The sequence below is a fragment of the Cognatishimia sp. 1_MG-2023 genome (assembly GCF_030548175.1).
GTDB lineage: Bacteria > Pseudomonadota > Alphaproteobacteria > Rhodobacterales > Rhodobacteraceae > Cognatishimia.
Genome location: NZ_JAUORX010000009.1, coordinates 67,864 through 84,818, shown reverse-complemented (window position 1 = coordinate 84,818; position 16,955 = coordinate 67,864). Strand labels below are relative to the sequence as shown.

At 50.5% G+C, this 16,955-nt stretch carries 2 protein-coding genes, 1 tRNA gene and 1 pseudogene; 3 read left to right on the top strand and 1 reads right to left on the bottom strand.

All coding sequences use genetic code 11. From position 1 onward, the window contains the following. Positions 1-92 precede the first annotated feature (92 nt). Positions 93-169: transfer RNA gene (locus Q4544_RS13985), tRNA-Met, on the top strand. Between the two features lie 359 nt (positions 170-528). Here Q4544_RS13985 and Q4544_RS13980 read toward each other — a convergent pair. Next, positions 529-1,749: a recombinase family protein gene (locus Q4544_RS13980; RefSeq protein WP_303507280.1), complete on the bottom strand. Its 1,221-nt coding sequence runs from the start codon at positions 1,747-1,749 to the stop codon at positions 529-531. Positions 1,750-1,962: 213 nt separating this feature from the next. Here Q4544_RS13980 and Q4544_RS13975 point away from each other — a divergent pair. Next, positions 1,963-2,184: pseudogene (locus Q4544_RS13975) on the top strand (transposase); the annotation flags it as partial. A gap of 489 nt (positions 2,185-2,673) precedes the next feature. Beyond that, entirely contained in the window at positions 2,674-16,947 is a 14,274-nt protein-coding gene (locus tag Q4544_RS13970) for a hypothetical protein (protein ID WP_303507279.1), read from the top strand. The last annotated feature ends 8 nt before the right edge of the window (positions 16,948-16,955 follow it).

Genomic DNA, 16,955 nt, shown 5'->3' with positions numbered 1-16,955 from the left:
GCATCTTAAGGTGTGGGAGAGTAGGGCATCGCCAAACCTAATAAACGACTAAAGATCATATTCTCTCTACGATGATCATTTACTACCCCTGTCGCGGGATGGAGCAGCCCGGTAGCTCGTCAGGCTCATAACCTGAAGGTCGTAGGTTCAAATCCTACTCCCGCAACCAACACTAATTCTTCAATATTATCAATAGCTTGAGATTCTGATCTCGGGCCTTCTTTGCGTTTTGCACCCAAAGCAAGCGTGAGAAGCCCAGACAAGGCGCCCTCAAGAACGATGTCAAGTTTGCCGGTCTCAGGTGACGGCTGAAGAACAATATGGTCAACAAGCCCCCGCAACGCTTCCTGCGCTTCTTGCATCTCTCCCGCTTTGTTCAAACCTGAAATCAACGATCGGACACGTGTCTGATACGTCGCTGCCATCTTGGGGTGAATGCAGATGGGATCAGGGGTAGGCGCCTGGGCAAGCTGCGCCTTCAGGGCCTCGTGCCGCTCTGAGAGCGCCTGCATCTTATCCTTCACCTGATCAGCTGGAATGCCTGCTGATGGCATCTACGAGTTTACCGTGGTCGCGGACGGTGGTTGCCAGTTCCTTCTCGAGAGCGCTGCGTCCTTGCTCCGCTTGGGCATTCAGACGGTTCCGCTCTTTGGCGTATTCCCTACAGAAGACTTCAAGCAAGTCTTGATCCATAAGGTTGTCCTGCAGGGCATTTAGAACGCGTTCTTCCAGATCGGTCTGAGAAATCGTGAGGCGGTTGGTGCAGAGCGCTTCGCCCTTGTTACGCGCAGTGGAGCAGCCGAATTGGGTCTGAGACACCTTAGAAAACCCACCTCCGCAGCAGCCGCACTTCAACAAACCTGAAAACAATGTACGTGGGCGGCGTCGGTCCCAGATATTGTCGCCTGTGTTCTTTGTTTTAAGCGCGCCTTGGCGGTCCTTTGCAGCGTCCCAGAGCGATTGCTCGATGATACGCAACTCTGGGACATCGGAGATGACCCAGTCCTCTGCGGGGTTGAGGCGGGATACCCGTTTGCCCGTGTCTGGATCTTTTGCGTAGTTGAGGCGGTTCCAAATCTGGCGACCGATGTAGAGTTCGTTGTTCAAGATGCCCGTGCCACGTTCTCGGTTGCCGTGCAGGGTGGATGCGCCCCATCCGCGGCCAGAAGGGCCAGGGATGCCTTCGTTGTTCAATGCTTCTGCGATCTTCTTTGGTGAAATGCCGTTCGAGTAGTCGGTGAAAATGCGATTGATTGTAACGGCTTCAGTTGGGATGATGGTACGATCACCTTTGATGTGGTCACCTGCTTCGGTGAACTTTACGATGTTTTTGTACCCGTAGGCTTTACCTCCAGCACATTTGCCTGCGAGCGCACGCCCCATCAAACCACGGCGGGTTTTGTCACCAAGGTCTTTGATGAACATGGCATTCATTGACCCCTTCATGCCAATATGAAGTTCAGACAATAAGCCTTCGGAGAGTGTCTCAATCATCACGCGCTGAAATTGGCACCGTTCATAGATCAAGGCGATATCTGCTTGGCTACGCAACAAACGATCCATGGCCTCTGAGATTACCAGATCAAAGCGGCCGGTTTGCGAGTCTCGCAGCATCTTCTGCATGCCGCTACGCATCAGACTGGCGCCTGAGATCGCTCGGTCAGAGTATTCCTCGACGATCTCAATGCCTTGCTTTGCGGCGAAGGCGCGACATGCGCGCAGTTGGTCGGCGATTGGATCAAGGTGCATGTCCCTTGCATCCTCGCTCAAGGCCAGTTCTAGAATTTTTAGAACGGATGATCTGTCCGGGTTTGTGAGCTCAGTCTTGAGATTGAACAGCCCTGGTCTGAGCACTGCTGGATCGACCATGTCTGGGTGTTCGACGTCAGCGCCTATGGGGCCAAATAGGGGTATTTGCTAAGAGAGGGTTTGTTGCTCATCGCAGCCACTGAGGAGTGGACGATGAGAAAGACAACGAAGAGCCCGGGCGAGAAGATCGTCAAAGACATCAAGCGGGCTACCCGTAAACATTATTCATCCGAAGAGAAGATCCGGATCGTGCTGGATGGGCTGAGTGGCGAAGAGAGCATTGCTGAACTGTGTCGCCGTGAAGGGATATCACAGGGTATCTATTACAAATGGTCAAAGGACTTCATGGAAGCCGGAAAGAAGCGGCTTGCTGGGCGATTATTTGGGAAAGTGGGTAAGTTTCTGTAATTGGAATGCCAAGTTACTCTATCTTTGCGTGTGTGTGATTCAATTTTCGCGATCCGTTCTTATTCTGTTCCAATTGATCGTTGTCACCTTGATAGCAAAGCGCGTTTGGCACTATTTTTGCGCGGATTTTTGCGCTGATGGGGTGAGTTGAGCGTGCTTGTTGTAACGATTATCGTGCAATTACTTTACTGTTGAAATAGAGTTCTACGGTCAAGTTTCAGTGGAGTCTCAATACTCATTTTGATACTTAACATTCTGAAAGTAATCACTATTTATAAAGCAATGATGTAATTTTGCCGCACTCGCTAGGCGATTACACGTATTTCCTTTCTGATTTCAAACAAAAATATTTCCCTCTATTTTCAACGAGCTCATGAGTGTCATATCAAATCGTAGATTTTTTGATTTGAGGTGGCTGAAATTAAATTGCCTCAATATTTTTCAGTGGTGAGCGTTATGTGCTTTTTTTCATTTCCTAATAAATTGAAATTGCTTAGCGCACTGGCTTTTTTCTTGTTTGGGTTGTGTGTTCCGGCACATGCCACGCCCTTTACAACAACGGTCCCCGGAACAAACCTTCAATTGCCGAGCGATTATCCAGAAGCGGGCGGGGTCGCATTTGTTTTAGTGGGTAACAACGGCAACCTGTATTACCAATTTTCTAATCCAAATGGTGCATTCCGTGGGTTTCAAAACAACGGTAACCCAAGGCGGTTCCGCGGAAACCCCTTTACCATAAATGACCCGCTTACTTTAGATTGTGGCTTTTCGTCTTGCTCCGATTACTTCGGAGGTGGCCTTCAAGAAGTTCACATCCGCTTTACGGCGTTTGATGGGGATACGCAGCCAGGCGGTTTTGATGAAAACGACATTTCTCTGGTGTTGAATGGCTTCAACATTGGGAGCTGGTCCGGTCTTCCAACGGAAGCCACAGATACAACCGGCACCCAAAGCTTTGGGATGGGAACTGGTTTCGGGAACGGCACTTTTGACACAGGATGGTTTAGCTCGACGAATGCGTCTTTGCTCAACAACATTTTGACCACCGGGCAAACTACCACTCAGGTTTTTGACCGCGATCCCAATGATAACTATTGGGATTTTCGTCGCGGTAATTCGTTAACCAATCCTGAAATCATCACCGTTGCACCGGGTTACACCTTAGAAAAAACTGCAGACCGTCCAACATTTTCCGCTGTTGGCGAAGAAATCACATATAGCTTTGTGGTGACAAACATTGGTTCGGTTCCAATCCGTCAGCTGTCGGTTAATGATGATAAAATCGGCAGCGTATCCTGTGATAAGACAGTTATCTTTGACACGAGCCCGGGCGGTGTCGCTGAGTTTGCAACCTGTCAGGCAACGTACGAAGTCACGCAAGAAGATGTCAATGCTGGGCAAGTTACCAATATCGCGAGCGCAGTGGGAACGCCAGATTTCGGTGAACTTGGAGAGCTGACTGATACTGTGACAGTCACCGGCCCGGCCGCCAATCCAATTGTTGAGATCGAGAAAACCACAACGGCCACAAGCTTTGGGGCTGTTAATACGACAGTGCCATACCGGTTTGAAATCACAAACCGCGGCAACGTCACTTTGAGTGCAGTCTCTGTATCTGATCCGTTGATCCCAGGGCTGTATTGCCCCGTTCCTGATTTGGCACCGACAGACTCTTTTGTGTGTAATGGCACTTATACCGTTCAACAAAGTGACGTTGATGATTTTGCGGCCAATGTAGCAAATACACTGGATAACACAGCCTCTGTTTCCGCGCGTGCACCGAGTGGTGCAACTGTTACTGATACAAGTGATTTGGTTAGCCTGCCGGGTACGCCTACGCTGGATATGGAGTTGATCAAAACAGCGCTGACAGCCGACTACGATGCCGAAGATGATGTTCTGACCTACCAAATTGAAATTAGAAACACGGGTACGGTGACGTTCCCTGCACCGCCGACCGTTACGGATGTTTTGACAGGGGGGGCAACTTGTCCGACTGGGCCCGTGGCTCCGGGAAATTCAGTAATTTGTTCGGCTACCTATGATGTTATGCAATCAGACGTGGATGATGGTTCCGTTGAGAATACGGCTTCAGCAGAGATCACTGTTGGTGCGCTAACAGCTTCAGATTCTGACACCGCAACGGTAGAGGCGGTTCAAACAACGGGGCTGGAGTTGACTAAACGCCTCGCATTGGCTTCGCCCAGCAATTTTTCGGCTGTTAATGTTGGGCTGAGTTACGAATACGATCTGACTAACACCGGTAATGTAACCTTGTTGGCGCCAACCGTGACCGATGATAAAGTGGCAGTGTCTTGTACCGCCCCGAAGATTGCGCCCGATCAAACAGTTACCTGTACGTCGGCAACCTATCAGACTGATCAAGACGATTTGAACGCTGGAGGTGTAACAAACATCGCTAGCGCAGCGGCGACGCAGGCAGGTCCAACCCCAAATTCTATTGATTCAAATTCTGACAGCGTAACCGTTCCTGCACAGCAACAACCCGCACTTAGCCTTGTGAAAACAGCGCCAGTTCTGACAGCGGCTGAGTTCCAGCAAGGGGAAACGGTGACATATAGATTTGATGTCACAAACAGCGGCAACGTTGAGTTTTCATCGACAGTAAATGGTGTCACGGAAATTGAAATCACCGACGATAAAATTGGAACGTTTACGTGTTTTGCCACACCATTTGCGGTGGGCAGCACGCAAAGCTGTACCGCGAGTTACATCCTTTCTGCCGCAGATATCTTGGCTGGAACTGTATTGAATACAGCGACGGCATCCGGCGGTGCGACTACTTCGGCGCAAGTGTCTGCAACAATTGCGCCAGCTCTGAACCCCGCTATTTCATTGGAAAAAAGCGCGATAACTGCATCCGTCGCAGCAACCTCTGACAGCATCAACTATTCATTCCTTGTGACAAACTCGGGCAATACGCAGATTTTGCTGCCTGCTCAGCCGATTTCCATCAATGATGGATTGTTGGATTCTGCAGCTGATTGTTCTGCGCAGCCAAGCCCGTTTGACCCTGGTGATTCATTCGTTTGTACAGGTACGCGTACAGGCGTATCGCAGACTGAATTGGACGCCGGACAGGTTGATAACAGTGCGACGGCGAGTTTTTCATTCACCAATAACAGCACCACGATTTCTGTAACGTCTGACGCAAGTGAGGCCACTGTGCCAGTCGTTGCTTCACCGTCGATGGTTTTTACCAAGTCGGGTCCAGCGCAATTCAACGCTGTTAATCAAACGTTGAATTATACGTTTAATGTCGTGAATGATGGCAACGTAACGCTATCATCCGTCACGATCACTGATCCTTTGATCCCAGCGCTGTCATGTACATTGACAGATATTGCACCTGGTTTGAGCGACAGTTGTACTGGCTCATACTCTGTGCAGCAGAGCGATATTGATCTCGAGCAAATTTTGAACACCGCAACAGCAACGGCGCAGCCGACGCAGGGAGCCCAGTTTTCAGAAACAGACGGCGCGACGTCGAATGTCGATCCTGCAGTGCCCTCTCAGACCGCAACTTTAGAAAAAACAGCTTCTCGAAGCGAATTCACCACTGTTGGTGAGCAAATTACATATACAATGACCGTCGAAAATACGGGCACCCAAACATTGACGAACCTCACCGTGACCGATGCACTGGATGCAGGATATACTTGCAATATCGCGAGTTTAGCGCCGGGCCTCACAGACGAGACCTGTACGTTCGTTTACACCGTCGATCAGGGTGATATCGATGCGGGGCAGGTGGTGAACAATGCCAGCCTAACCTCAGCAGATATTGCCACTCAAACGGATTCTGTCATAGTGACCGGCCCAACCCGCAGCGCGACTTTCGATTTTGAAAAACGTGCAAGTGGTGACTACACCGCAGTAGGCGATTCAGTGGACTATGTTTTCGCGTTGGAAAACACAGGCAACGTCACACTCACAAATGTCACGGTCACAGACGCTTTCTTTGGAAGCCCGATCAACTGTGTGATTTCAAGTCTGGCGCCGGGCGTCACCGATACTACAAGCTGCACGGCCAGCTACACAATTCAGCAAGCAGACATAGATGCAGGATCTCTGAGCAATACTGCAACTGCAACTGTCACAGCGCCATCGGGTGTGACCGCACCTGTGTCGCAAGACAGCAGTGTCACGGTGAATGGCCCTACTGAAAGCGTTGTGCTGTCTGTGGTGAAGTCTTTTGATGATGGTGTCTTTACCACCGCCGCAGAAACAGAAGACTATACGTTTGTTGTTAGCAACAACGGTAACGTCACGTTGACGGGTTTGACGATCAACGATGCAGACCTTGGGTTTACTTGTCCTTTGCCAGACCTAGTTCCGGGAGCTTCGACGAGCCTGTGTGCCGATGGGATCACGTCTTTGGCTGCGACAAAATCTTTGACGCAAGCGGACGTTGACGTAAGCAGCTACACAAACACAGTTATTGTTACCGGTGAAAGTTCTGGCTTAAGTACTGCGGTTGAGGCTGAAGATGAGGTCACAATTGTAGGCCCAGCACCTGCTCCGATGATTTCCTTGAATAAGGTCGAGACCTTTGGCACGACTTTTGATGCGGTGGGTCAAATGCTGACCTATGATTACATCATCACCAACACCGGGAATATCACGATTACAGCTGATATTACGGTTACAGATGACAGAATTCCTGACATTGATTGCCCTGTTTTACCACTTGCGGGCATTCCGCCATTGGGCACCTATACATGTACAGGTGAATATGAAGTCACACAGCTTGATCTAGATGCTGGGCAAGTTGTGAACATTGCAAGCGCAACCGTAACACAGCCGATTGTACCACAAAACCCGGGGGATGACCCGTTTGTCGTTGTGGATTCTGGCAACGCCACTGAAACGATTTTGGCCTCTCAATTGCCTGCGTTGATGTTGGACAAACGCGTTAAGTCGACGTCTCCTGCAAGCTATTCAGATCCACTAAACGAAGTGGTGTTTGAGTATCTGGTGTCCAACTCAGGAAACGTGACGACCACTGCGGATATCACAATTGACGATGATAAAATTCCAGGCATACTAACGTGTACCACCGCACCACTTGCGCCGGGTGCCAGTGTTTTGTGTGAGCAGATCTTTGTCGCAACCCAAGATGATGTTGATGCTGGCTTTGTCACAAACATCGCCACTGCGGATACGGTCTTTGACAGCTCTGCAGTGCAATCCAATACAGACAGCGTAACGATCAATTCTATCCAGGCGCCTGAGTTGGGAATTGTGAAAACATTTGTTGCGACAGACTCGCCCAATAATTTCAACCCGGGTGACGAGTTGAGCTATACAATCGTGGTGACCAACACTGGTAACGTAACGATAGACGGCCCGATCACTTTGACCGACAATCTTTCGGTCCCAAGCTGCCCTGCTTTGGTTGATAACGAGTTGGTTCCAGGCGAGACGCTCAACTGTACCGCAACTCATTTTGTAACTGATGAAGACATTGATTTGGGGTCTGCGACAAACGTTGTTTTCGCAACGGGCTCGTTTGATGGAAACCCTGTTCAATCTCCAAGCGATAACGCTGTGTATCCAGCCGATAGCTCGCCTGCCTTGCAGCTGACTAAAGAAGCCCTTGCAACAAATGTGCCGTTTGACGATACAACAGACGTCATCACGTACCGCTATACTGTGACCAATACCGGTAACGTTGCACTGTCTGGGGCCATTTCGATTGAAGACGACGTTATGGGCACTTTGGCTTGTCGCCCAGCGGCGGGTGGAGGCTTTGCGTCACTTGCGACAATGGAATCGCATGTCTGCGAGCATGACTACACCATCACGCAATTGGACCTTGATCGTGGATTTGTTACCAACAACGCCACGGCGAATACTGTGTATGCTCCACGTGGACCAGCAACAGCGGTTGTTTCACCGAATGCGGCTGAGACCGTTCTTGCAACTGAAGATCCTGAGCTAACAGTTTCTAAGGCAATGACTACGCTTGGAATCGTGACAGCTTCAGCTGGGGATGATCTTGAATATACCATCGAAGCCGAAAATACGGGTAATCAGACGATTGCGGGCGTTAGTATTTCTGACCCGCTTGTGCCAAGCCTGACATGTAACGTTATTGCAGTGGGCGGTGCGAGCAGCTCTGCACCTGCGAATGTGGTTCTTGAGCCAGGTGAAACATTGCAATGTGTTGGGGATTATACTGTCACCCAAGATGACATTGATGCGCAGACATTGACGAATACAGCAACTGCAACAGGCACCGACCCTCAGGGTGTCACCATTTCTGACAGCGATACGATTGCCCAACCGCTCGATAATCCGGTAACAACCATGACGGTTTTGAAAGAACTGTTCCCCGCGCCAACAGGAGCGCAGGCCTTTACGGATCCGGGTCAGATTTTGACTTTTGTCATTTCAGTTGAGAACACCGGTAATATCACATTGCAGTCCGCCACAGTGACCGACGATCGTTTGGTGACACCGGCGAGCTGTACAATTGGCCCGATTGAGCCAGGTGAAATCGACGACAGCTGTGAGTTTGAATATGTCGTAACACAAGACGATGTCGACGAAACCAACACTGATGGTTCGAGCTTGTTTGGTGGCTTTACCAATACTGCCAATGTGACTGCTGTGCCTAACAATACTGATCTGGACCCAATTGATGGGTCTGATGATGTCTTTGTTCGGGGTCCACCCCAAGAACCACTGATTTCTTTGATCAAAGAATCTGAGACAACAGAGATTACGACGTGGAACCAACGGATTGTTTATACTTATACAATCGCGAACACGGGCAACACGACGCTATTCGAAGCCCCTGAAATTGATGACGATAAGATCGGAATTTTTACTTGCGAAGGTATTCCAGCGGCAGGGTTGAGCCCAACGGAATTCTATCAGTGTGAAGCCGAGTATTTTGTCACACATGAAGACTTGGATGCTGGGGGAGTCACCAATGTTGCCGTTGCAAGCTCAAGCGAACTTCCCGACGATGCGACAGACACGCTAACCATCGATGCGGAACGGTCGCCGAGTGTTTCGATCACAAAAACACCTTCGGTAACTGAGGACGTCGCAGAAGGCGAAACCGTTACTTATACCTACGTGGTGACAAATACCGGCAATGTGACTCTGTCCAACGTCGCGGTCAGTGACGCGCATGTTTCTGCGGGTGGCACTTCGGCTTTGACCATCGAAGGGGATAGCCTAAGCACAGATATAAACGAGATCGGCACATCCGTAGATAGTTCAGGCGATGGCATCTGGACAACATTGCGGGCAGGGGATGCAGTTACCTTTACAGCGGACTATGTGGTCACTCAGGATGACATAGATGAACAAATCACGTTGACGAACACGGCAACCGTTCAAGCAGACGCACCGGGTGGTGAAACGGCCAACGATGAGGCCGATGCATCGGTTACCGTTGAAGACAAAGCGCCTTCGCTTGAAGTTACCAAAACAGCAAATGCAACGGCTTTGACTGATCCAGCGGTTGTGGGGCAAACGGTCACCTTTACGATCAATGTCGAAAACTCCGGCAATCAGACACTTGATGAACCGACATTGACAGACACATTGACCGACGCGAATGGCGATGCGCTGACACTGACAGATGGACCTGATTACGCAAGCGGTGACACAAACAACAATGATTTGTTGGATGTAGATGAGACTTGGATTTATTCCGCAAGTTTTGATCTAGACCAGCAAGCCATTGATGCCGGCGGTGTTAATAATACAGTGACGGCGACAGCGCTTGATCCGCAAGATGAACAGGTTACGGATACGCTCGATACACCTGTTCAGGTGGCAATCGCTCGTGATCCACAAATTGCCGTTGTGAAAACATCGGTGGCAAATGATGGCGGGGATGGGCGTTTAGATGTCGATGACACGATCAACTATACCTATGTGGTGTCTAACGTCGGCAACACGACGTTGTTTGACATCGCCGTTTCAGAGACCAGCTTTAGCGGCTCAGGGGGCACCCCGACACCTGGTTCACCGAGTGGTGGTGCAGACATTGATGGTGAGGCAGATGGGAACGATCTAGAAGTTGGTTCGGGTACGATCACCCTTACGGCGTCTTATGCGATTACGCAGGACGATCTGGATGCGGGCTTAGTGACAAACCAAGCCACAGCAAGCGCGATTGATCCAGAGGGCGATACCGTTTCAGATTTGTCGGATGACAGTTCGACGGCAGATGGCGAAAATGACCCAACAGAGACACCGTTGGGATCGGATCCTGGGTTGGTATTGGAAAAACGCGGGGATACTTCTGCATTGTCCACGCCACCTGTGGCAGGTGAGACGCTGACTTTCTTGTTCACTGCTCGCAACACCGGGAATGTCACTCTGACAGCGCCAACTTTTGTTGACACGCTGACTGATGCGGATGGTGGGGCGTTGGCTTTGTCCACCCAGCCAGCTTTGACCGGTGGCGATACGAATAATGATGGCTTCCTAGATGTGGGGGAAACCTGGAGTTTCGAAGCGGCTTATGTGTTAGAGCAAGGCGCATTGGACACTGGCGGTGTTGAAAACACTGCGACGGCAACTTCACAAGATCCCGATGGGAACAACGTTTCTGATGTCTCTGATGATGATGCGGGGGCAAGTGACAGCAGCGGTGATTCAGATGCGACCAACGATCCTACAAGTGTTGAATTTAGCCAAACTTCAGCCATGGAAGTACGCAAACGAGCTGACCTGACAGATCCGGCTGTTGATGATGAAATTACATTTACGATTGAAGTCGAAAACACCGGTAACCAAACTTTAACCAACGTAACTGTGGCTGACTTGCAGACGTCTGCGGCAGGGCAAGTTGCCTTGACTACCTCTGATGAAACACTGTTGACGGATGCAGGTAACGCAACAGGGGACAGTGTTGATGCTGCGGATGATGGAAGCTGGGATACGCTAAGTCCGGGTGACGTCGTGACCTTTACAGCGACATATTTGGTCACGCAGGAGGATATAGACGGTCAAGTTGCGCTTGAAAACACTGCGACGGCGATAGCGACGCCATTGAATGGCGGTAGCGATATTACCGCTGAAGACACGCTGACTGTTGGCCTTGAAGATGCCAATGCTGCTTTGGAGGTTATTAAAACATTGGATGCCTCCGGGCTTTCATCGCCTCCTGCTGTTGGAGAGACTGTTCCGTTTACAATTACCGTTGAAAATAAGGGTAATCAGACACTGACGGATGTGGTTTTAACGGATGTGTTGCGCCGCGCAGATGGCACCGTTCTGACGGTGGACGCGCCCGTTCTTGAAGCTGGCGATGCGGGGGTATCTGGTACGCTAGAAGTGGATGAAACTTGGAGCTTTGCGGTCGAACATGTTCTGACACAAGAGGACATTGATTCCGGTGGTATTAACAACCAAGTTTTTGTAACGGCACAAAGCCCAGCGGATACCGCTGTTACAGATGTATCTGATGACGGTGACGACACGAACGGCAGTGCCTCACCAACGGCCTTACCGTTGCCTGCCGAACCCGGCATCGAGGCTGTTAAAACCGTTACTTCTGGTGTTGCCGAGTTGGGTGAAACCATCGAATTCTCGATCACTGTTGAAAACACAGGAAATGTCACGCTTTCGAATGTTGGGATCGCTTCTGATACTCTGACCCGCGCAGATGGCACAGTTTTGGCCCTGAACAATTCACCGGTCTTTATGGGTGCGAGCCTTGGGTCGGCCGCAGGCACTTTGGTCCCCGAAGAAATCGCGACCTATACAGCGACTTACACATTAGTTCAGGCTGATATTGATGCTGGTGGTATTCGCAACTCTGCGACAGCAACAGGCACTGTGCCGAGTGGCGGTGTGATCACTGATCAAAGTGATGATAACGATGATGCGGATGGTAACACGAGCAGTGACCCGACCAAATTTGACATCGAAGCCGCACCAGCCATTGCGTTGACCAAAGCATTGGCAGGAAGCGCGCCTGCAACCTTTGATACTGTTGGGCAGTCGTTGGAGTATGTCTTTACAGTTGAAAACACTGGGAACATTACACTGACGGATCAGGTGTTTGTGAGTGATCCATTGATCTCCGACGCCGGTGGTTTGATTGTTTGTGATGCGATGCCCGCCGGTGGCCTTTTGCCCGAGGCAGAACTGGTGTGCCGTGGCACATATGAGGTCACGCAAGAGGATATTGATAAGGGTCAGATTGAGAACTCTGCCACAGCCAACAGTGGTTTGGTTGAAACCACTGAACCGGCAACCGCGACGATTATGGCACAGCAAAATCCAGCGTTGGCATTTGAAAAGACTGCTCCAGAAGTGGCATCAGAAGCGTTCGTAACTGGTGCTGAGCTGAGCTTTACGTTCACTACGCGGAATGTCGGGAATACGACAATCACGGAACCAATCGTTGTAAACGATACATTGATCGCGGCAGAAGGTATTACTTGTCCTGTTTTCCCAGCCGAGGGCATCGCGCCAAATGGCAGTTATGTCTGTACTGGGATCTACGAAGTTTCGGCGACAGATGTTGACCTAGGATCAGTGACCAATATCGCGTCAGGTACATCTGATGATGTAACGTCTCCGATTGACAGTGCGACGATTCCAGACGACGGCACACCGCTGTTGTCCATTGAAAAGACTGCAGATGTAAGCAGCTTTGACTCTGTCGGAGACGAACTGACCTTTACATTCACTGTGACGAATGCCGGCACTCGTGCTTTCGCGCGAGATGTTGTGGTGACGGATACGTTATTGGGGGATGTTACTTGTTTCGCCCCCACGAGTTCTGACCCTGATTTCGCACCAGGTGAAATTGCAACGTGTGAGGCCGTTCTTACCGTTGATCAAGATCAATTGGACGCGGGCTTTGTCTTCAACGAGGCATACGCGAGCACTGAGTTCGGTGCAGATGATACACAGGTATTGTCACCGCCAGATAGCGTGCGGGTTGATGCAGAGCGATCACCGGAAATTTCACTCGAAAAATCTGTGGCGACCTTGCCAGTCACTTCTGTTGATCAGGTTTTGACCTATTCGTTGATTGCTACCAACGTTGGTAACCAAACACTTTCTAGCGTTGAGATTAAAGATGAAATGCTGTCAGGCTTTACATGTACCGCAGCTTCGCTTGCGCCAGATGAAAACCTGACATGCTCGGGGACCTACACCGTCACGCAGGGCGACATAGATGCAGGCTCTTTGGTCAACACTGCAATGACTTCAGCCATTACGCCACAGGGCCAAAGCATTGATGCAGAGGATAGTATAACCGTTGATATGCCAGCACCGGCACCTTTGATGGAATTGACCAAAACTGCTGTGCCTTCCACGTTTGGGCAAGTTGGGTCAACGCTGACTTATCTGTTCGCAGTAGAGAACCAGGGCAACGTTACGCTGTCCAACTTGGTTGTCACCGATGCGATGGACAGCACGTATAGCTGCCAAATCGCGAGTCTTGTTCCAGGTACAACCGATACGACCTGTGCGCTCTCGATTGAAGTAACACAAGACATGATGGACGCAGGGGAAGTAGTGAATACAGCCTTTGTCACCGGGTCTGACCCGTTTGATACGCAGGCCCAGGACAGCGATGAAATCACAACGCCTGGCCCTACTCAAATTGCGTCCATGGAGGCGACCAAAGTCGTACTACCTGGGGCCGCGGTTCTTGGGCAGCCAGTGGCTTTCCAACTGAGTGTGGAGAATACTGGCAACGTCACTCTGGATAGCGTTGGTGTCACCGACACGATGACCACCGCAACAGGAACCTCTGTGACCCTAGATGCGCCTTTTGCGTTGGTCGCAAGTTCGGATGCCGATCAGGACGGGGCACTCGATGTTGGCGAAACATGGGTCTATAACGCTCAGGTCACGTTGACCCAAGAAATGCTCAATGATGGTGGTCTGGAAAATACCGTCACCGTCAAGGCTGATGACCCGAATTTAGCGCTAGTCGTTGACACGTCTGACGATGGCTTGGACAATGACGGGAACAGTGCTGACGACGCAACTTTGTTTGATATTCCATCAGAGCCAGCGCTTGCGGTCACCAAACGTGTGACGTCAGAAAATACCCGCGTGGGCGATGAAGTTGTCTTTGTCATCGAAGCCTTAAACACAGGCAACGTTGATCTAAGCGATCTTTCCGTCAGTGATACGATGACAAGTGCAACTGGAACAGCGATTGCCGTGACACCAGCTGCGGTAGATGTACCAGATACTTTGTCACCGGGCGAAATCGCAACTTGGGAAGTGCGTCATGTCCTCACTCAAGATGACATTGATGCAGGCGGGTTAGTAAACCGGGCGATCGTCACGGGTACGCCTCCTGAAGGGGCCCCTGTCAGTGATATGTCGGCGGATGACGACCTTTCTGACGGCAATCTTGAGGATGACCCAACGCTTTTGTCGATTACGCCAACACCTATGCTGGAAGTGATCAAAACCGTTGAAGAAATTGGGACGGCTGTTGGTGAAACCGTGGCGTTCCAAGTTACAGTGGCAAACACTGGTAACGTGTCATTGACTGGGGTTTCTCTGTCGGATGAAACCATAAATCTAAATGGTGATAACCCACGCAACCCAACGCCGATTTTTGTCGAAGCTAGTGGTGAGCCAGCGTCGCCAGAGGGTGTATTGCAGCCCGGTGAAGTTGCCACTTACACGGTTTCGGTTGATCTAACGCTTGAGGATATTGATGCAGGTGGGGTGTCTAACTCTGTGACTGTAACGGCAACTACACCGACAGATGCATCCATTGTTGACCAATCTGATGATGATGGAAACGGAGACAGCGATCCAACGATTGCATCAGTTTCTGCGTTACCAAGTTTCGAGGTGACCAAGACGCTGGTTGAAACTTCTATTCTCTTCCCAACCATTGAACGTGCAGTCTTTGATGTCATGGTCACCAATACTGGGAACCTGACGCAAACTGGTATTTCGGTTGTCGATGATTTGGAAAGTTTCTTGGCGCCAGCGGAACTGCTGCATGATACCTATCCAATCGAACTTATGGTTACTGGATTTACAGCGGCTTCGGTGAACGCAAATTATGATGGCGCGGTTCAAACGCAAACCATTTTGGGTGATCCAACTTTGGCGCCGGGCGCTGTTGGTACGGTTCGCATCAGTTTCGTATACGCGTCAACCAACGGTTACCCGACTTCACCAAACGTTGGGTCTGTAACGTCTGACCAGCTATCAACACCGACAACCGCACAAGCTGACCTGACCAGCGAAGACACTGATCGTGATGGCGCTCCAGATCACCTTGAAAGTGCAACAGAGGATCGTGATGGGGATGGTATCCCTGATCGCGAAGACTATGATCCAACGGGTTATTTCTATTGCGAAGAAGACGGGCGCATCCTGTCTGGCGGCAATGTTACTGTAACTGGGGGTGGCTTTAGTCAGAGTGGTGTTGGTACCACAGGTCCAATCACGATTGTGCAGGGTGGTTCGTCTGGTTTCTACCAGTTCTTTGTAACGGCACCTGGGACCTATACTCTTGGTCTTTCGTATCCGAGCTCTGGGACGGCATCGACCGGACGCACCAGCTTGGGTGTGCTGGATGCAACAAGCTTGTTGCCGAGTAACCCGGCCTCCATCGGCTCTAGTGAATTTGGCAGTACAGGTGTTCTTGCGGATTCATCAGCTGGTGCAAACCTCTTTTATACCAGCTTCGATATCGAGGCCGGGGACCCATTTGTTTTGAACAACAATATCCCGTTGATGAACTGTTCGACCGCACGTGACGTTATTGCGACCAAAACAGCGGACCGTCGTACTGTGGTATTTGGGGACACGATTAATTATACGCTTACGTTCCAAAACAGTTCGCCCTTCGATTATTTGGGGGCCACAGTTTATGACCAGCTTCCAGCCGGATTGGTTTATACGCCGGGGTCCGCACTGGTTTCTGGCATTCCGATCGAACCGACGATTGTAGGCGGTCGTTTGTCGTGGCCAGTCGATTTGTTACCGAACGGGTCAGTCACAATTACAGTGGCAGCACGTGTTGTCAGTAGGGGGACCTTTGGGTCGTTGACCAACCAAACGTGGCTTGAAAACGCCTTTGGACGCGAAGTTTCAAATCGTGCGACTGCAACTGTGCGTATTCAGCCCGAAGCGATTTTCGATTGCTCTGATGTGATCGGTAAAGTCTTCGATGATCGCAACGGGAGTGGGTATCAAGACGACTTTAGTGATCCTTCAAAGCATGAACCGGGTATTGCTGGCGTTAAACTGGTCACAGTAGATGGCAAGATTATCACCACCGATGAGCACGGACGTTTCAGTGTGCCATGTGCTGCCTTGCCACGCAAAATCGGCTCGAACTTCCAGCTGAAACTCGACACGCGCAGTTTGCCGAGTGGCTATCGTGTGACCACTGAAAACCCACGTAATATCCGCGTAACAGCCGGTAAAGTCGCAAAGTTGAATTTCGGTGCCGCTATCAGCCAAGTGATTACCATTGATCTGACAGCTAAGGCGTTTGTTACAGGCAAAACCACAATATCGCAGGGGCTAGAGACGTCGATGACGCGTCTTCTTGAGAAAATCGCCGAGAAGCCAACCACGCTGCGTGTAAATTACGTTTTGACTAATGGTGAAACACCAGCCGAAGCGCAGGCGCGATTGCGCGTGCTTCAGAGAACCATTCAACGCAGATGGCGCAAAATTGGGACCTATCAATTGAAAATCGAACGTTCGATTAACCGGACGAAGTGAGGAACTTA